We start from the raw sequence: 17,862 nt of genomic DNA, 5'->3' as shown, positions 1-17,862 counted from the left end.
GAAATAGGAAAGGGCTTTTTAAAAGTTTAGAATTTATAGCCAAAGATAAGAGCCATAAATAATAAAGAAGCGATGAATATTACTACTGTTAAGAATGTAAAAACACCCTTAAATATAGTTCCCCACCAACCGATATCTAGTCTTTTGATTTCCGAAGGCAGATCATTCTCCACTTTCAAGTTTTTATTTGTTTTAGATCTACGATAGCTGTCAATTGATGTTGAATACACTAAAGTAGTCCTTCCGTTTAATACATTAGCTTTCATGGTTATCCCATCCTTAAAATTAATTTATCAAATTACTCAAAAAAAAGCACTTTTGATAAATGAACAGACTATTCCCGTTGAGAGATTAGTATGAACACTTCAAAAGTGCTTTTAAGACCCCTATACCGTATGGTTGGGGGGAATTTGAGTTAGTAAGATATGCAATTATTATAAACTATCTTAATTTTCTTATCAATAGGGAAGGAGATTTTTAAGCTTCAGGACTAAAAAGATATTCAGTATAAATGCATTTAATTTTATTTTTCACCTACGACATATTTAACTTAACCCTAGCCTCATATACATTGTAAATTTTACTTATCCTATTCCAGTAACGGTATTTACTTGCTGCTTTCATACAATCTGGAGAATTCATACGTTTCAAATATAGGATTTAATCTTAATTCCAGGTACTTACCTACGAGTGAAGTATTATCCGCATTCGTTATTCGGTAAACCTTACGTGCACGTATAGAATTTCTGTAAATTACCTTAGCCACCTCTTCAACAATAACGTTGTTACAGTTATTAAAGTAATACGCTTCAGGGGTGCACTTTAAAAGGGATTCGACTAAGAAAAAAGTGCGAGAATAAAAATCACTATATTGTTGAACCATGAACTTATTATGTGTTTTTCCAGCTTCAACAAGTGCGAAATGATTTTCAATCGAATTTGACCATAGTTCCGCTTCAAACGACCTATTGAGAGGTAATATTTCTAGAACATAATCTTCTAATGTACCAGCTTGTTTGAAACCTCGAATATCTTTAATGTCATATCTCCTATCACAACCACAAGATTTACAATGAAAATGATGAAAATCATAAAAATTGAATGAGGTGAATTCCATATTTAAAAAATCGTTTGCGTAAACATTCCCTGAGTTCCTGGATATTTTGAGGCACCTTGGACATTTTACATCCAAGGTGAAAACTGTCCCTATATTTTTAGCTAACTTACGTTTTAGATCTTCAATATTAATAAACATATAATATTCTCCTTTTGGGCAACTAAAAAAGAAACTTGAAAACCAAGTTTCTTTTCACATCCACTGTAAAATTAGTGTTTCAAGAGCAATTACTTTGTCTACTTGCCCTCTTTTCATTTTTAAATCAAGTGTGGCCACTTGATCCATTTTTGATTGTATATCACTTAGTGTATAATCTTCTGCTTGTTCCTTCGCTATTTGTAGTGCATAAGGGTGGACAGTTAAATAATTCTGTACAGGGTTCCCAGTTATTTCTGCAATTTTTATTTGTTCTATCATCCTTAATTGACGAATGATTAGCAAAAGAACTTGAATAGGATCGTTCCCTGTCATTAAAAGATCAGATAATAAATCAATAGCAGATGCTTGTCGATACATAATACGGTCCAATAGTTTAAATACATCACTTTCAAGTGTGCGAGATAAAACATCGCTTAACATATCTGCTGTAATGAGCTTTTCTGATGGGAAACGATTTTGAATTTTCTTTAGTTCATTATCCAAAAGATATAAATCCACACCTAATTGAACAACCATTTTATCTACTGCGTTTTTCTCTAAATTTAATTTATACGCTTTAGACCGTGTATTGATCCAGCTTTGAGGGAACTTAATAAGCTTCCCTTCAAACACTTCAGCAGACTTCATGAGTGCCTTCACCAGCTTTTTACGTTTATCCAACTTTGTATAACGGAAAACAACAGTCGTTGTATTCTCCTTGTTGTTAATAAACTCTGTGACACTTTCCATTTCTTTATCTGATAATGCTTTTTCACTACCTAAGAAGTAACAATCATTTAGAACAAGGATTTTATCATCACTCCCAAATAAACTGCCTTGTGAAGCATCTATTAAAACATCGATTATAGAGTTTTCCCTCATGTCATATTTTTCTATAGACATCGGATCGTCCGGTAAAAGACTCTTAATGTACTCATCACATAGCAAAGCTTCTTCACCATGAACTAAAATTACTTTTGACATAAAATAATCCCCCTAAAATTTTCATAGCAATCCAAGTCACAAAAAGCGTGATTCACACCATTCGCTTGTATTAGAATGGATTGCTCGCATTTTACTTGTTGGCCACAACTGCAAGTAACATAATCAGAAACCTGAGTCCGATACTGCATTAAAAACCGTTTAGCTATTTTAAATTTTACACGACCTAATAAATCATTAGGATCCAATATTAATACCTGGACTTTGCTACCAAACATTAATACGTAGATTGGAACCCCACAGATTTCTGCTTCATGAACTAATCTGTCCAAATAACAATCCGAACAAAATATGTCCAAATACATGTTTTCTTCTGTGTATACATTACAACAAAGACAACTTTTCATTTTTCTCACCTACCACATCTGCATCATTGTCCAAAGTCGGGCTAATAAAAGAAATGTCATTATTATGCTTACAACTTTGAATAGCAACTTACTTATCATTTTTGCGATTTTAAGTATCACAATAAGAATTAATAAAATAATTAATCCTGTCATTAAAGTCATTTTGTTCTCCTCCTTTCTAAAATGCCAAAACAAAAAGACACTTTTTTAAGTAAAAGAACAGACTTATCCTGTCCATTTTCACTTAAAAAAGTGTCTTTAAAGATAAAAATCCTACCGTTTGGTTCGGATGTTAAAATTTTTGGCAAAGTTACAATTTAATTCTAACTTGTTGATAAAGCAATTGCAACGGTTGCCTCATGACTAATTAGAATTAAAGGTCTTACTATCTTGTATTACGTGAATTTGGAATAATGTGTGGAAATGGCGAAATTAATCCTCTAGAAGCTTTTTTACTGCATATAAATCCTTTAATAATATTGGTTCCATGCTTATAAAAAGCAGCTTGTAAGCACTTCACTAAATGTAGATTTGAAATAAAGTCGTATCGTTTAAAATAAAATCATAACGTTTGTAAAAAAGTTACGATACATTGTATTTTTCAATTAAAGAATTCTAAGTGAGTTTTAATCAAACTTTATTCTAAAGCTATAATTCTTCAAACGATTTTTCGCATTTAAAGCAGATACCATCGTCATTTTCTGATTCTTTCCCTCTTGTAAATTCACCACAAGCAACACAATAAATACATAGCTTTGGCACTACAGAATCCTTTTGCCCCCCTATTAGCCCCATTTTAAAATTCTTATCAAATACATTAACAAAAATAAGATTTTCCTTGTTTTCCATTTTGAACTTACTCCTTCTCGATATTCATTTATCTATCCATGCCAACGATTTTTTAAAAGAGATTTCATTTGATCAATCTTTTTTAAACCACGTTGGTTGCTTAGATGATGTAATCAATGGTTTGAACACCCTTTAAACAATCTTTATTCTAAGCCAACACTAAACTATATAAGTAACTTCGCATAATATCGAAGGTTTCAATTTCTTGTAGATATTAATAGAAGGCAATCTTCAATAACCAAGGAGGTATTCGTTTCATTAAGCATCTCCATTAGAAAAAGGGACGGCCTTCCGTTTCCGTGTTTTTATTTACATTGGTAAATGTAAGAATATAAGGTAATACTTCTTTTTCAAACTGTATTTTAGCTCTCTTTCTTTCTTCTTTATCACCATTTGCAATAAGGCCATTTAAGATGATGGCTTTTTCCATAAGAACGGCTTTATCGAATGAAGTAAATTTCATTTATACTCAACTCCTTATTAAAATAATTGTACGTTAAATGTTTGTATATCTCAAAAAATGAAACAGGTGAATACTCACCTGTTTCATAATACTGTTAAATTCTGAAGTTAATATTAGAGTAAAAATTCATTGATCATTTATCTCTTCTTTAAACGTTTCCCAATGAAAGGAGATTCTATTAATGTTTAGCTTTTGACGTAAAATCAAAGATGTTCGATTGAATGGATAAGTCAACAGTTCTTTGTGTGTATAGAGCAGTTGATTATCTCGAAATACCGCTAACTTATATCTTCCCTGATAGACTAATGTATATCGAACTAAAACTTTAGATTCTTGGTCCATATAAATTGAGTTGAATTGATATTGATACCCTTCAGTGATTAATTTCGGCTTCTTAACTACTTTTATTGCTGCTCTTTTTTCATACTGTAAAATATATTTTGCAATATAGATAATTTCTTCTTTTGAATTTGCTCTATGTATTGCCTTATGAATATGCCGTTCCCATGCTTCATTCAAAGAGCAATTGAAGATTTTAGATTGCAATGCTAGGGTTTGGGCAACATTAAATCCCTTCATTTTCTTTAGTTCACTATAAGTTGGCTTTTCTTCGGTTCTATTCATTAAGGTTCCTCCTGGAATGTGATTTCCCTTTAATTTTATCAATAGCGTCAAAAAACCAACTTTAGTTATCTACTTGAAAAAAACCACGAATGAATTTAAATATTTTCTAAGACTAATCACTTGCTCCCTTAAACTAGAAGTAACCTGTTTTGAAAATGTTTCGCCTATATCAGTTACTTGCATTAAGCGAACGGTTCTCTTTTCAGGCTCTTTCCATCGACCCTTAATAGTCCCCTCAGCTTCCATTTCACGTGTAATTTCATAAAGGTATCCGTTTGATGGTGCCCATCCAAAAAGCGTATTTAGTTGATTGATCACTTCTGCAGCGTAAAATTCCGTACGGTTCATACCTAAATAAAAGATCATATAACGTGTGATGTCCTTTACGGAAATTAACTTAGCAAAATAAGCCCTAAACTCTTGTTGCAAGGGGTATTCTGGCAGTTCCGGTTTTTGGCCATCTTTTGTAATAAAGAAATGAATACGTTCTATCACTTTCAGAAGCTCGGTAAACTTGTTGAAGTATAGTGATTCATAACGTTGTAAATATTCTTTACCTGAAGCGGTAATTGAATAGTATTTTTTATGCTGTATCTGATTCACAAGTAAATATCCCTCATTCTCTAACTTCTTAGCAATGCGAGCAACATAATCATAAGCAACTGTGCGACCAGGAAATAAGCTTTCATAAGCTTCGTGAAGTTCTTTTGGATTAATTTGCGAATCAGATGATCGGTGTAGCCATAGAAGTTTAACAGTATCTCCTATACTAAAACCAATACGTTGAAAAGCGTCCATGGTTATCCTCCCTTTCACAAACGTTCGTTCTATAATCAGTATCTTATATGTGAGTTAAAAGGTAAATAGAAATCATATTTTATTAAAATTTAAAAAACTATATTTTTATTTGAAATAAATTGTAGAAATAAATAGAATCAAATCTAAATTTAAAGAATAATAGTAGATAATGATGAATAAACTATATATAAAAATATGAGGTGAGAAAATGATAATAAATGAAAATGATATTTTTGAAGGTGAAGTGGCTATTCGTGTTAAAGAACTAGAAAAATGTATTTATTGTGATGAGCAATTGCCAGGAACGGAAAAGGAACATATTTTTAACTCTTGCTGGGGAGGCATCCATAAAACAGGACAAATAATATGTAATACATGTAACTCACATTTTTCTTCTATAGATGGCAGTTTTAACACTTATACAAAGTACATCATGAATGCCTGGGAATTTAAAGGCCAAAGGCATAAAGCGGTACCTGTTATAAAAGCAGATGATGGTACAACGATTGAGAGTGGAGGAAAACCTAAAAAGGAATCGAAGATTGAAATCAGTGAGCTTGAAGAAGGTGCAAGTATAAGGATTATTGCAAACAGTAAAAATGAAGCAAGAAAGATGATTTTAGATAAGAAAAAACATATAGAAGAGATTCTGAAGCGTGAATTGACAAAAGAAGAAATTGAGGGCATCTACGAAGGGATACGTCAAACGGAAACAGTTACTGAATATGTTGGACCATTAGGCATGGATGAGGAAATACGTTACATTGATATGTATCGCTCTACAATTCATACCTTAGTAAAATGTATTGCTATGTATGAGCCAGAGATCGTCGCAAGTAACCAATTACAAGAAGCTAAAGATTTTGCATACGATTCGAATGATGATTGGACTAAATTCGCAATATATGATGCTAAACCAGCTTTCATCTCAATACTGGACGCTTCAATTATAAGAGAAAATGTAAAAGTAAATGCAGCTGAGATTTATTTTTCAAATACCCAAGGGATGATTATTGGTAATCTAAGAATATTAGGATTGATTAATACATGGGTTGTATTATCAGATACATATACAGGGCCGGATAAAATATTGTGTGTGGCCGAAAAGGTAAATGGTAATGGACAACTTCATGGAAACAAAATACTATTTCCTATTAAAGTGGGACTATTAATTGAATCGGATTTTAAGGCACCGACTCCTGAACAATTATTTAGTATGTTAGCAAGCGTTGCAACTAAATCAACCGGATCTATGGATGCGTTTTTTAAACAGTTAGAAAATCAGTTGGAAGGTATCGCTAAGAAACATCAAAATGTTCAAGAGAGCAGCATGAAAGCAATCAAAGATACCTCTCTAAAGTATTTACGCGACTTTTCTCATTACATGGGTGTTGAATTTGATGCTGAGAAAAAGAGCAGCTTTTTGGGTAGGGAGCTTCAACGTATACTTGAGAAGCATAGAAATCGATCGCTACTTGATGCGGAGATAATAGATGCTGTAATCGAACCATTAACGATAATGATTAAAGAAATTGTGGAAGAAGCGGAGCAGCAAGAGGCCGATAATCGCATTAACCATTAACCTCCTCACACCTCGGTAGACCATATGCCAACGGCATGTATCTCTCGCCCCCCGCTATCTTGCTCACCCCCGTTCCGCTTGTCTGTTTTCTTCCCCCTTACCCTGCGGTCTGTTCGGGTAGAATACTCCCGTACACATTAATATAAACAAGCGACGTAAATCTGTCGCTTCTTTTTGTTGTGTGGGTGAGGGGGCGGCGACCTTTCGTGAGCGATAGCGATGCGCTACCCTTCGGGTGAAAAGTTAGTAGTGTGCGTAAAATTGATACCGCAGGGTAAGGAGGTTAAGAGGGCGGGATGTATTTTTCAAGCGTTTAAGTTCTGAGCTTCAGGGAGGGTCATGGTTCGGAAGAATAATATGTGGATGTGGTTGAGAAACATGTGGTCTATCGAGGTGTGTGTAGTTTACCCTTTTCTTACTGTATGTGTATGATGTGTGTATAAAATACGGAGAATATCTGGAGTGCTGTGATTTGCTTTGAAGCCTTTTGATAGCAGCATTTCACACACACTCTTCTTCCCTTCTCTTACCACATATTACCCTTCCATCTTTATTTCCGGATGGTAATCGATAAAGTAACCTAGTGCCAGTTGGACACCTTCGGCGTATATGTTGGCTTGATCTTTATGCTTAATTTGATCTAATAGATGTTCTTCGCCAGCTACTTTTATCATTACTTGGCCGTCGGCTTTTACTAAGATTTCTCCTTTTGACTGTTTGAGCTTTCTTAATAATTTATCTGTCATAGTTTCTTCCTCCTTACAACAAAAAAACATGTAACCCGATATGTAGGCATAATTCGCCCTTTCATCGTTACATGTTGAAAATAAGCTCCTATACCGTTTGGTTGGAGGATAACATTGTCTTGTTTCTATTATAACACTCGAATTTAATCATTTATATGACTATTCTTTGAACTATTTATATACTCATTTTAGCTTAAAATAATTTCCTAATATTACTGTTATTCCTGAAATAAAAAGGAATGGTACCGTAATAAGAACAAACATGTATTTGACTTTTTTGGCTATCATCTTGTCTATCTCATTTTGACTTTCTCTGCACTTCATTAATGATGTTTTATATTCATTAATTAATGTTTGTCTAATCAATTATATTAACGTTAACATAGATACTGTAACTAAAATGATGTTAACCAATCAACATTATTTTATTGCTCTTATACATTTTGATCTTTTAGCAAATGAATTTCATTCTTAAATTCAGATTTTATATCACTCATAATTTTCTTTTGTGTATCCTTAGCATACTTATGGATATGATCATTAACCTTTCCAAATTCTTCACGTAATATTTCAAAGCGTTCTTTATCTTCAAGCGTTTTTTTCGGTTTTAAAACTTTTAAATACTCAATCAAGTTATCGAAATATCCGTCATAGCTGGTTAACTTGGATTTAACAAGCATTTCATCTTCATACATAAATAAGTAATATCGTGTCCTTATGTTATCATATCGACAATATATATTTAGTGCCTTTTGTAGTTTCCTAAATTTCCACCATACAGGTAGTTTTCTCATTAGCTTAATATCACCTACGGCTCCTTTTAAATCCTGGAACTTTTCTTTCATATCAATAATTCCTATTGCTGTAGACAAGCCTAAAATTAAAAAAATCGGTAAAATCACAAGACTGATATAACCAATAACTAGCATTAAATCGTACATTTACTTTCCCACCACTTTCTTCTACTCCATATATAACCTTTTCTATTATATTAGTGAACATGTTTTTATCAAGCAACAATCCGTTAGTAGAATCGTTTACAGTAACTTCATGCAGAAGACTTTCATTTTATCCAACCGCAGATATGTACGCCTCAGTAAAATCAATTATATTTACTATTAAGGTGCCCAAGGCTTTTAAATTTTTCTACTTCCGTTTCAAGAACTTCAATTTAACAAAAGTAGATATGTCTGTTATTCATAAAAAAGTGAGCTTTTTATCATTTTTCTACCTATATTCCATATAACACCATCTATTGATTGGAATTGTTCCATTTAAATGTGATAATTCTAGTGATAAATATGTATTTTGGGGAGGCACTTATGACAGAAGAACAATATTTAAAAACTATGATTCAAGATGTAAAATATGGAGATTATGAGAGAGCAGAAGAGCTATTGGCACTTCTTAGATATTCCTTTATTAAATTTGATAGGACACGCGATTTTGCAACCAAACCACGACATTACAAAGAATTTATCCATTTAAGAGTACCTATTCCCATGAGAAAAAATGCTCAAGAATTAGAAAATATATTAGGGAAAATTGTATCCGATGTTTACATGGATTCTTCCGACGCTTTTGGTAATTATGAGTACTGGGGTTTTAAAATTAAACCAAAACCGGTAGAATCTGATTCTGATAGTATCAAGGAGCACGATGTAACTTTCGACAAGATTAAAGACGAAATAATACAAGGGATACGTAATGCCAAGTATACTATTTGGATAGCAGTTGCCTGGTTTACAAATGAGGAAATCTACAACGAATTAGTTTCGAAAAAAAGAGAAGGCCTACATATCAGGATTATTACCTCGGATGAAAAAACAAATGATCACATAATGGATAAATTGGAGGCCAACTTTGATGTACTAAAAATACCTCCATATGGTTGGAATCAAAGATATCGATTACACCATAAATTTTTTATTATCGATTTGGAATATGTTATGCATGGCTCCTATAATTGGAGTAAAAATGCCGAGAAAAACCACGAAACTTGGGCTACAGCATTAGACAGGGATTTTGTTAAAAAATTTGCTGATGAATTTTTAAGTATCTATGTTGAACATTCTAATTGAGGAGTGATATTTATGGCTAATTTAAAAAAATACAAAGAGATTATTCAAGATTTCTCAAATAACAATATTGATACTACACAAGTCGGTTTCTATGATACACCAGAATTCATTAGTATCGAAAATAACAATCCATCTTATCTCCAAAATTACGCTAAATTTGTTCAATTACAAAGGTATGACGAAACTTATTTAAATATGGTAAGAGAAAAGGTACCATTTATTGCTGAAATTTTATACAAAGAGCTTGAAAAAGATGGCCGATTAGGTGCATGTATTGATGTCTCTATGACACTATCTCGAATTTTAGAAAAAGAAGGTATTTGGAATCACATGGTATGTGGTAGTTTAAACATTGATTATCCAAAAAAGAGTAAGTTACCTAGAGGACATTTTTGGTCCTGTGATATTAGCTATACGAATCAGCCGATTATGGCTGCTCACGCCTGGCTTTTTGTCCCCCCATTTTACGTGGTTGATTTAACAGTTAAAATGCAACAATACACTTTAGAACAAGTAAAATACCTGCCCAATTTCGTTGTAAGCGAAAAAACTAAACAATATGTACCTAAGGCTGAAGATCTTATAAATACCATCGTTGTGCGAGATTATAAACAAAGAGGTTTCAACGATATATTATCAAAATTAATCCCTAATTTTAAATCTTTCAACAGCATTTTCCCAGCTGTAAGTACCAAGTATAGTGAAACTACTTTGCATTATATTCCTACTTCTATCTCAGCACCCGATGCTCCATTTGAACAAGCTATTAATCTCAAACTGAATGGAAAATACGGTAATGAAATTTATAAGGAAATTATTCAGCCTGCTTTAAAAGAAAATGGCTTCTAGCTTTTTCCAATAATTCTTTTTTGTAAAAAATCGCTATGAACCTATTGGAACATAGCGATTTTATTTGCTGTTATTGACTTTTTACCATATTTTTGTTCAATTTTTCCCTCTAGGATGATTAGATTACCTTCAACTAATAACTGTCTAATCTTGTTATAAAGTATTGGGAATACCTTTACATTACTTGAACCATGTTCATCAGAAATTGTAACAAACGCCATCTCCTCATTTTTCTTAGTTGTAGTTATCTTAACCGCTTCAATTAGTCCTGGTACCTTTACGAATTGCCCAGTTACTCCTGAAATTGTATTTTCCTTAAGCTCAATCGTTCTCGAACTTTCTATAGGATGGTTGGACAATGAAAATCCACATGATTCAATTTCTAATTGGTAACAGTTATCTTTATTAGCGTTCATCAATTCATAGGTTGGGGTACCAAACCCAAAATCTAATGATTCGTCCGTTAGTGAATAATCAGCTGCGCGATCTAAAGATGCTAAAAGTGTCCCACGTGTTTGATTAAATACATTATCAAAAGCACCGGCTTTTATTAAAACCTCCATTGCCATTTTGTCAAAGGCAGAACCTATATTTCTTGCATATTCAAACAAGTCTGAGCCTCTTCCTTTTGTGTAGGTTTGCAACTTTTGTTCAGATAAACCTTTGATATTTAGTAATCCTAGACGAACGGCTTTATTTGTAGATACACTAACTACATCACTTTCTAGTATATCAAGTGGCAATATAGATATTCTACCTGAGCTCATTTCAGCTAAAATCCTTTTAACTTTTGGTACATTGCCAATTGCTTGATTTAATAATGCTGCATAGAAATGAGAAGGATAATTTGCTTTCAAAAATGCCATTTGATAAGTGATAACGCTGTAGGCAGTTGCATGACTTTTGGGAAAGCCGTACTCTGCAAACTTTACGATTAGAGAATAGATTTCCTCTGCTACCTTTACATCGTGATTTTGATTTATGGCTCCTTGCACAAAAAGAGCTTGTTGTTCTTCTAAAATTTCTCGTTTCTTTTTACCAATAGCTCGCCGTAATAAATCTGCTTCTCCAACTGTAAAACCAGCGTATACTTGTGCTATACGTAATATTTGCTCCTGGTAAATAATAATTCCATATGTCTCCTTTAGAATTGGTTCTAGAAGCGGATGTAAATAAGTTATTTTCTCTAAGCCATGCTTACGCTTTGCATATGTCGATATAAATTCCATTGGCCCAGGACGATATAAAGCATTAATTGCGATAATGTCCTCAAATTTTGTCGGACTTATCTGTTTTAAAGCATCTCTCATTCCTTCTGATTCGAGTTGAAAAATGCCCTCAGTCCAGCCTCTTTGTAATAAATTGAAGGTATTCTGATTATCCAGAGGGATCGTTTCAAGTGTTGGTTTTACTTTATAAGTATTTTGCAGAGAAATAAGAACGTTGTCTATTATTCGTAGATTTGCTAACCCTAAAAAATCCATTTTTAAGACACCTTCACCCTCAACTTCATTCATATCCCATTGAGTTAAATAAATCCCATCGTTACCGCTTTGTAACGGCACATAATTGATTAATGGCTTAGGGGTAAGTACTACGCCTGCAGCATGAGTTGTCTTATTACGTGTTAATCCTTCTAATCTGCAACAAGTATCATACCAAACTTGATTACGTCTATCTTTATTTACAAATTCCTGAAACTCTTTAGAGCTTTTATAAACATCCATTATGTTACTAGTCTTTGATTTTTCTATGAGTTTAGACATTAATTTTAATTCAGTTTCCTGAAAATTTAACATTCGGCCAACATCACGAGCAACTGCTTTTGCAGTCAATGTACCAAAAGCAACTATTTGAGCTACATGATCCTTACCGTACTTATTTTTTACATACTGAATTACCTCAGTTCGTCGTGTATCGATAAAATCAATATCTATATCTGGTAACGATATTCTATAAGGATTTAAGAAACGCTCAAATAGTAATTGATACTTAATAGGATCCACTTGAGTAATTTGTAAACTGTAGGCCACTAGAGAGCTGGCAGATGAACCTCGCCCTGGCCCAGTAAGGATACCTTCCCTTTTTGAAAATGCCATAAAATCAGCAACAATTAAAAAATAAGAGTCATATCCCATCTTACTTATTATCTCAAGTTCATAATTTAAACGCTCTTTATATACTGTTGGTATTTGACCATTATTACGAATCTTTAATCCCTCATACGCTAGTCTGTGTAAACACTCCTTAGGCGTTTCACCATTGTTTAGAGGATATACAGGCATATGCGCTTGATACTCTCCAAAATCAATGTTACAAGCGTCTAGAACGCTCTTAGCCGTTTTAATCCAGTCTGGTTTATCAACAAACCATTGCTCCAGTTCTTGTGGCAAGGGAACATATTTGGAAGTATCTTGCGGATCCAATGCATCAAGTTTCTTTCCTGTATCTATAGCAGTTAAGACCTCGTATGCAAATGCATCTTCTATCTGAAGATAAAAACTTTCATTTAACGCTACAATTTGTATAGCTTGGGAGTTGGCGATCTCCTGAATATTGATTTCTTCAGTGTGCTTGAAATTATTTGTACGAGAGATTCCTATGTAACAATCTTCGTTAAAGATCTCTTTCATTAATTTAATCTCATTCATAGAATTTAACCAGTGATTTTCTATAAAAGGAATAACCACTATTAGTCCTTTTGAGTATGGTTTCACCCAATTCAAAGGCATAATTTCATCTTTTCGTTCCATGATACCACTTGAAACTTTGATTAAATTACTATAGCCCTCATTATTTTTGGCATATAGTAAAATTGGCAATTGATTATTTATACCAAAAGCAACATTAACCCTAAGCGCTACTACGGGCTTCAAATCATTTTTCTTAAAGATGGATATGTAATCCATTAAACGATATAAATTCGTATTGGCCACAGCACAGCTTGTTATCTTATTTTGTTTAAGAAATGCTGCCAACCTTTCAATTCTGATGGTACTTTTTAAAGTGTCCGCTTCTGTTCTTACATTTAGATACATTTGTTATCTCCCCTTTAATTTTTTGTGTATAAGAGGTGTAAACCCACCGTATACACAAACTTCAACTCAATTGATTTTTCGATTACTTTCTTCCTTACAAAAAAAAAACACTCTATGTAAGTGAACATACTAATCCCATATCGAATGGTTAGTTTGAACACATACATAGAGTGTTTTTAGGAACCTCTTTACCGTTTGGTGGAGGTATTGAAAGAAAAAGAATTACTAATATTATATGAAAATAAATCACTGGATTCAATGGTTGAATCCACTCTTTCCTCTTTCTATATTAGATTTTGATCGTACCAATTTTTATATAGAGTAAAACGATACTTTGCTGTTTCTCCAATTAAAAGCAATATTAAAATTAAAATAAACATGAATATCTGTACGACTAAATTATTTGCACTATAAATAGCTATAGATATGATCACCGTCACTGGAGTTAAAAAAATTGAATTGAGCAAGCGTTCCTTGCCGGTTAATTCTTGATAACAAGCTTCTCTCTTTAATATCGCTTTCTTAACCTGATTAAATCGAATAAGAAGCAACATAGCACGGTTTGTCAGCTTATGAAGGCATACTAATCCCAGAATAAATATAAAGTAATAGGCAGCTGTATTATTGGACTGTTTTAGAAAAAGAGCTCCTAAAGAGCTAAATACGAATAGTAATAGTATCGCATAAGATTTAACATATATTTTTAACAAAATTTTGTTTTTTGATGGAAATGTGTTCAAATGCCATCCCCCTATCTGTGCAATAAAAGCCCTCTTTTTCGAGAGCTTTATATCATTAATTATAACATCGTATAAGAGGGAAATGTATGATTTTGTTATACAGGACATACTGCATTGTGCTTCAATTTGTGTCCTTACACTTGGTCTGTCTATTTGACTCAATTTTATATTCATTTAAATAAATCTATTAAAAGAATATCGTTCCGTAAATTCTCATTCATCACAGCTGTAATTCATTATTATTTTTACTAATCTGGTATAGTTACGGACTGCCTGGATAAGTAATACCATAGAGTTTGGCTTTTTCTTCTATTTCAAACAGCTCAACTTCTTTTTTTAGGTAATCAAATCTTTTCTTTTCTTCACTCATTTTGTTATCAATCGCATTTGCATGCTGTTCTACTTTCGTTAAGAACTCTTTATGCGCTGCATGAAACCTTTTCCGATCTTCTCCACAATCACTACAGTAGTAGTGTTTTATTTCATTACTTTGTTCTTCTTCAATATAAGTACATAATTTTCTGTCTTTACATGAATTGCATTTTTTAAATAATAGAAGCTTTAACTTAGTTTTTTCATAATTATATTTGGATTCCCCAAAAATTAAAACTTCAATATTTACTTTAATTAACATGAATACCATACCATCTCCATTTCTATAAACTCACATTTCAATTAGAAATGCTATAAACTAATTTACACACGTCTAACTTTTTAGAATCAAAATTGTTCTCAAAATATAACACCCAAACCTTTAATTAGTTTTAATAAACCATAGTCAAGTAACTATTCCAAAGTGATTTTTTTTCATATTCTTAGTTTGTAATGGTATTCTTTACACTTCCTGTTTTGACACCCTAGGGTCACTTTCAATTGAGTGGCCCGATTTATGTACTAAGCATTAAGCAAATTTTCGTATTCTTTACTATCTTCTTCCTCCATAACAATATTTATATTTTCCATATGTTCTTGAGCGGCTTTTAACTTCAATTCGCTGCCTTTTAAATTTTCTTCCTTTACTGTTCCTTTATCCATGTTAGTTCAATCTCCTTTTCTTCATATTGTGCTGTAATATTAATCGATGATTGATTTACGTCTGCTACTTAAAACATCAAAAGAATCAATCGTTTGTTAACTTTTTCACGTTTTTGCTTTTGCATTTTGGACATTTACCAGGCCGCCCTGGATTCCTTGCCATAAACATTGTATCTAATATAAACTCGTATTTTTCACCACAATCATTACATTGATATTCCTCTGGTTTTCTGTACCATCCCATAAATATCTCCTCCTTAATTACAACAAAATCTGTTTGAACTAAATATAATCCTCAAAGTGTGCAGTAACTTTGAGAAAATGCTGATTATTCGGAAAAGCTAGCCTTTGCCTCAACATCTGCTTCTGCATCATTATCTGTGTATGCTAATACTTCATCTACTGGCATTCCGTGAAAGATTAGAGTTCCTTTGTTATAACCATATTTATCTGTAAGCTCATTAAAATGTTTATCTAAGTCGTATTCAATGAAGTGCTCATCCAATTTTTCTTGATAAATTTCGAGCCAACTACCGTATACTTTACCTGTGCCAATTAGTCTGATAGCGTCATTACCAGCCACAAAATTATATGGCGTTTCTTCCACTTGCCAAACAGTACCTTCTGCAATCTCGATTGTTTCGTCCAATAACTCACCTTCATCACCGTACTTCTCTACTTGAAATGCTTTTATACACTTATATTTTTCCATTTCATTCACCCTTTCTTTACTCAACATTTTGTTTCTTGTACTGAACATTTTTTTTTTGATACGATTCTCATATCGTTCAGTTATCCTTATACTTTTCAATTACCTCAATTCCATCTAATACAACACTAATAAATTCTTCATTTTTAGCGTAATAACCGCTAAGATAGCTAAGAAGTTGTGAAGATTCACGTTCATCTAAAGCACGCACTAATTCTAAAAAATCTTCTTTATTCACTAACTATCGCTCCTTTTTTTACTAGACATTTTCTTTCGTTTATGAAGCACTTTGTAAAAGCGCTCTGGCTTTTCTTAATGCACGCTCATCTTGCGAGAAATTCATTTTGCTATATTGCCTTGGTTTTGGATTATCCGGTTCGTTATCTTGGCAACCTTCACGATTTAATTGATACTGGAAGCGATCTTCTGGACACCATTTCAAACCGCCCCAAGAAACCCATTTAGAATGTGAGGTTTCAACTTTTACTAATTGTAATGGCGTGTCGTTTCGCATACACATCCAAACATATTCGTCATATTGCATTTCCCACGGTTTATACGAATTACCAAACATCATTACGCAATCTGCAAATGTTACACGCACTGTTTTATTAGCTGCCATTGTCATTCCCCTTTAACTGGTTGTTAATTTGCCTATTATGTTCTTTTTGCCAAGTCGCATTTTCCTTCATTTCATAGTTACGAACTATAATGCGCTCACGTTCTTTCTTTGCGCATTCGATGTGGTGAATGTCGTAACGTTCTGTGATATTCCAACTGGAACATTCATAAACAGGTTCTTTACAAAAACAACAGTCTGCTATTTTCATAATGTTTACTTCCTGCACAATATTTATCTAATGTGCAACATCTACATATGGACTAGAACATGAAACCCATATGCAAAAGCTGCGAGAATTAGTACGATTATAACTATCCCACTAATAAATAAGAACGTTCCAAACTTGTCCGTTGTTTGCATGGAGTAAGCACCTACCCTTATCGTTATTAACTTGCCTATACACATCAATTTCATGTTTATTGTAATAAAACCTCTTTTCATGCACCAATGTATATGTTTTTTATCCAAAAAGCTTCTCTAAATGCATTAATCATCACTTTTGTTTCTCCTAGCGTTCCACAAAGTAGTAGTCGAGGTTCCTGAGTCGTTATTCAATTCTTTCTTATTTTTCTTAAATAATACCATTAAAAAATTTTCCTTTTCAGTGATTAATTAGTTACTAAACTACTCAAATTGTTCAGTAATGTATCTTAATCTTTATAAAAGACATGGTAACTATCATGCTCTTTACTTGTCCCTTGCGTAAATACTACTTTCACCACATTTTTCTTAAGTAAAAAACCGTTCAAATCCCAATTTGAACCATTAATAATTACATTCCCTTTGTCCATATAAAAAACTGCTAATTTCGTACCTTCTAAGTTCTCTTCATATGAATTTAATTTAACATTTGATAACTCGGTTCTATTAGAATCATTTCTTTTTCGTTCTACTTCCCACTGCGCAGCCCCTTGTTCTGTATTGATCATAGTTTGTTTTACCTCCTCATAGCATTTTTCACAAACCTTAATCTCCAATTTTTTTACGTTGTATGCATTAAAACCCATGTAAACTAATTCCTTGGGCGATAATTTATGAACAGATTTCTCCTTCTTACATTGGTTACAATTGATACCGAAATAAACCAATATTTCTTGCCTTAATTTAAACATCCAATGCACC

General features: G+C 32.9%; 22 protein-coding genes. 3 read left to right on the top strand and 19 right to left on the bottom strand.

Going from position 1 to position 17,862, the window contains the following annotated elements:
- Positions 1-26: 26 nt before the first annotated feature.
- The 7 genes from ACOMCU_RS16395 to ACOMCU_RS16365 form a co-directional block, all read right to left on the bottom strand.
- Positions 27-266 carry a hypothetical protein gene (locus ACOMCU_RS16395; protein ID WP_421050762.1) on the bottom strand — a complete coding sequence of 80 codons (240 nt, stop codon included), beginning with the start codon at positions 264-266 and terminating at the stop codon, positions 27-29.
- Positions 267-607: 341 nt separating this feature from the next.
- A complete protein-coding gene (locus ACOMCU_RS16390) occupies positions 608-1,255 on the bottom strand; it encodes a hypothetical protein (RefSeq protein WP_421050761.1) in 648 nt (215 codons plus the stop codon).
- A 54-nt stretch (positions 1,256-1,309) separates the two neighbouring features.
- Complete coding sequence (gene holA, locus ACOMCU_RS16385) at positions 1,310-2,239, bottom strand: DNA polymerase III subunit delta (RefSeq protein ID WP_421050760.1); 930 nt, start codon at positions 2,237-2,239, stop codon at positions 1,310-1,312.
- A gap of 1,013 nt (positions 2,240-3,252) precedes the next feature.
- Positions 3,253-3,453 carry a hypothetical protein gene (locus ACOMCU_RS16380; RefSeq protein ID WP_421050759.1) on the bottom strand — a complete coding sequence of 67 codons (201 nt, stop codon included), beginning with the start codon at positions 3,451-3,453 and terminating at the stop codon, positions 3,253-3,255.
- Between the two features lie 271 nt (positions 3,454-3,724).
- A complete protein-coding gene (locus ACOMCU_RS16375; RefSeq protein WP_421050758.1) occupies positions 3,725-3,916 on the bottom strand; it encodes a hypothetical protein in 192 nt (63 codons plus the stop codon).
- Positions 3,917-4,042: 126 nt separating this feature from the next.
- Positions 4,043-4,540, bottom strand: a complete 498-nt coding sequence (locus tag ACOMCU_RS16370; RefSeq protein ID WP_421050757.1) for a hypothetical protein — start codon at positions 4,538-4,540, stop codon at positions 4,043-4,045.
- Positions 4,541-4,609: 69 nt separating this feature from the next.
- Positions 4,610-5,338 carry a helix-turn-helix transcriptional regulator gene (locus tag ACOMCU_RS16365; RefSeq protein WP_421050756.1) on the bottom strand — a complete coding sequence of 243 codons (729 nt, stop codon included), beginning with the start codon at positions 5,336-5,338 and terminating at the stop codon, positions 4,610-4,612.
- Positions 5,339-5,546: 208 nt separating this feature from the next.
- Between ACOMCU_RS16365 and ACOMCU_RS16360 the strand changes: the two genes are divergently transcribed.
- On the top strand, positions 5,547-6,920 hold the full coding sequence (locus ACOMCU_RS16360) for a hypothetical protein (protein ID WP_421050755.1): 1,374 nt from the start codon (positions 5,547-5,549) through the stop codon (positions 6,918-6,920).
- A 536-nt stretch (positions 6,921-7,456) separates the two neighbouring features.
- Here the strand turns inward: ACOMCU_RS16360 and ACOMCU_RS16355 are convergent.
- Positions 7,457-7,666: a hypothetical protein gene (locus ACOMCU_RS16355; protein ID WP_421050754.1), complete on the bottom strand. Its 210-nt coding sequence runs from the start codon at positions 7,664-7,666 to the stop codon at positions 7,457-7,459.
- Positions 7,667-8,100: 434 nt separating this feature from the next.
- Positions 8,101-8,607, bottom strand: a complete 507-nt coding sequence (locus ACOMCU_RS16350; protein ID WP_421050752.1) for a hypothetical protein — start codon at positions 8,605-8,607, stop codon at positions 8,101-8,103.
- Between the two features lie 381 nt (positions 8,608-8,988).
- Between ACOMCU_RS16350 and ACOMCU_RS16345 the strand changes: the two genes are divergently transcribed.
- Together ACOMCU_RS16345 and ACOMCU_RS16340 are read left to right on the top strand one after the other, a co-directional pair.
- Entirely contained in the window at positions 8,989-9,747 is a 759-nt protein-coding gene (locus tag ACOMCU_RS16345) for a phospholipase D-like domain-containing protein (RefSeq protein ID WP_421050751.1), read from the top strand.
- A 12-nt stretch (positions 9,748-9,759) separates the two neighbouring features.
- Positions 9,760-10,596, top strand: coding sequence for a hypothetical protein (locus tag ACOMCU_RS16340; RefSeq protein ID WP_421050750.1), 837 nt, complete (start codon positions 9,760-9,762; stop codon positions 10,594-10,596).
- Between the two features lie 41 nt (positions 10,597-10,637).
- Here ACOMCU_RS16340 and ACOMCU_RS16335 read toward each other — a convergent pair whose 3' ends face one another.
- The 10 genes from ACOMCU_RS16335 to ACOMCU_RS16290 form a co-directional block, all read right to left on the bottom strand.
- Positions 10,638-13,634, bottom strand: coding sequence for a DNA polymerase III subunit alpha (locus ACOMCU_RS16335; protein WP_421050749.1), 2,997 nt, complete (start codon positions 13,632-13,634; stop codon positions 10,638-10,640).
- 284 nt (positions 13,635-13,918) lie between these two features.
- On the bottom strand, positions 13,919-14,374 hold the full coding sequence (locus ACOMCU_RS16330; protein ID WP_421050748.1) for a hypothetical protein: 456 nt from the start codon (positions 14,372-14,374) through the stop codon (positions 13,919-13,921).
- Between the two features lie 262 nt (positions 14,375-14,636).
- The gene (locus ACOMCU_RS16325) at positions 14,637-15,008 is read right to left on the bottom strand and encodes a hypothetical protein (RefSeq protein ID WP_421050747.1); all 372 of its coding nucleotides are present in this window, start codon (positions 15,006-15,008) and stop codon (positions 14,637-14,639) included.
- 260 nt (positions 15,009-15,268) lie between these two features.
- Positions 15,269-15,409: a hypothetical protein gene (locus ACOMCU_RS16320; RefSeq protein ID WP_421050746.1), complete on the bottom strand. Its 141-nt coding sequence runs from the start codon at positions 15,407-15,409 to the stop codon at positions 15,269-15,271.
- An 85-nt stretch (positions 15,410-15,494) separates the two neighbouring features.
- Positions 15,495-15,653: a hypothetical protein gene (locus ACOMCU_RS16315; protein ID WP_421050745.1), complete on the bottom strand. Its 159-nt coding sequence runs from the start codon at positions 15,651-15,653 to the stop codon at positions 15,495-15,497.
- Between the two features lie 84 nt (positions 15,654-15,737).
- Positions 15,738-16,121: a hypothetical protein gene (locus ACOMCU_RS16310; protein ID WP_421050744.1), complete on the bottom strand. Its 384-nt coding sequence runs from the start codon at positions 16,119-16,121 to the stop codon at positions 15,738-15,740.
- Positions 16,122-16,197: 76 nt separating this feature from the next.
- On the bottom strand, positions 16,198-16,356 hold the full coding sequence (locus tag ACOMCU_RS16305; protein ID WP_421050743.1) for a hypothetical protein: 159 nt from the start codon (positions 16,354-16,356) through the stop codon (positions 16,198-16,200).
- A gap of 39 nt (positions 16,357-16,395) precedes the next feature.
- Entirely contained in the window at positions 16,396-16,740 is a 345-nt protein-coding gene (locus ACOMCU_RS16300) for a spore protein H (protein WP_421050742.1), read from the bottom strand.
- Positions 16,730-16,948 carry a hypothetical protein gene (locus ACOMCU_RS16295; RefSeq protein ID WP_421050741.1) on the bottom strand — a complete coding sequence of 73 codons (219 nt, stop codon included), beginning with the start codon at positions 16,946-16,948 and terminating at the stop codon, positions 16,730-16,732. Before ACOMCU_RS16295 ends, ACOMCU_RS16300 begins: the two co-directional genes overlap by 11 nt.
- 442 nt (positions 16,949-17,390) lie before the next feature.
- Positions 17,391-17,852 (bottom strand): hypothetical protein, encoded by a 462-nt coding sequence (locus tag ACOMCU_RS16290; RefSeq protein ID WP_421050740.1) that lies wholly within the window; start codon positions 17,850-17,852, stop codon positions 17,391-17,393.
- Between the last annotated feature and the right edge of the window lie 10 nt (positions 17,853-17,862).

The sequence above is a fragment of the Lysinibacillus sp. UGB7 genome, assembly GCF_049058285.1.
GTDB lineage: Bacteria > Bacillota > Bacilli > Bacillales_A > Planococcaceae > Lysinibacillus > Lysinibacillus sphaericus_B.
Note: the sequence above shows the minus strand (reverse complement) of the source record. Positions and strands in the feature narration are given on the sequence as shown.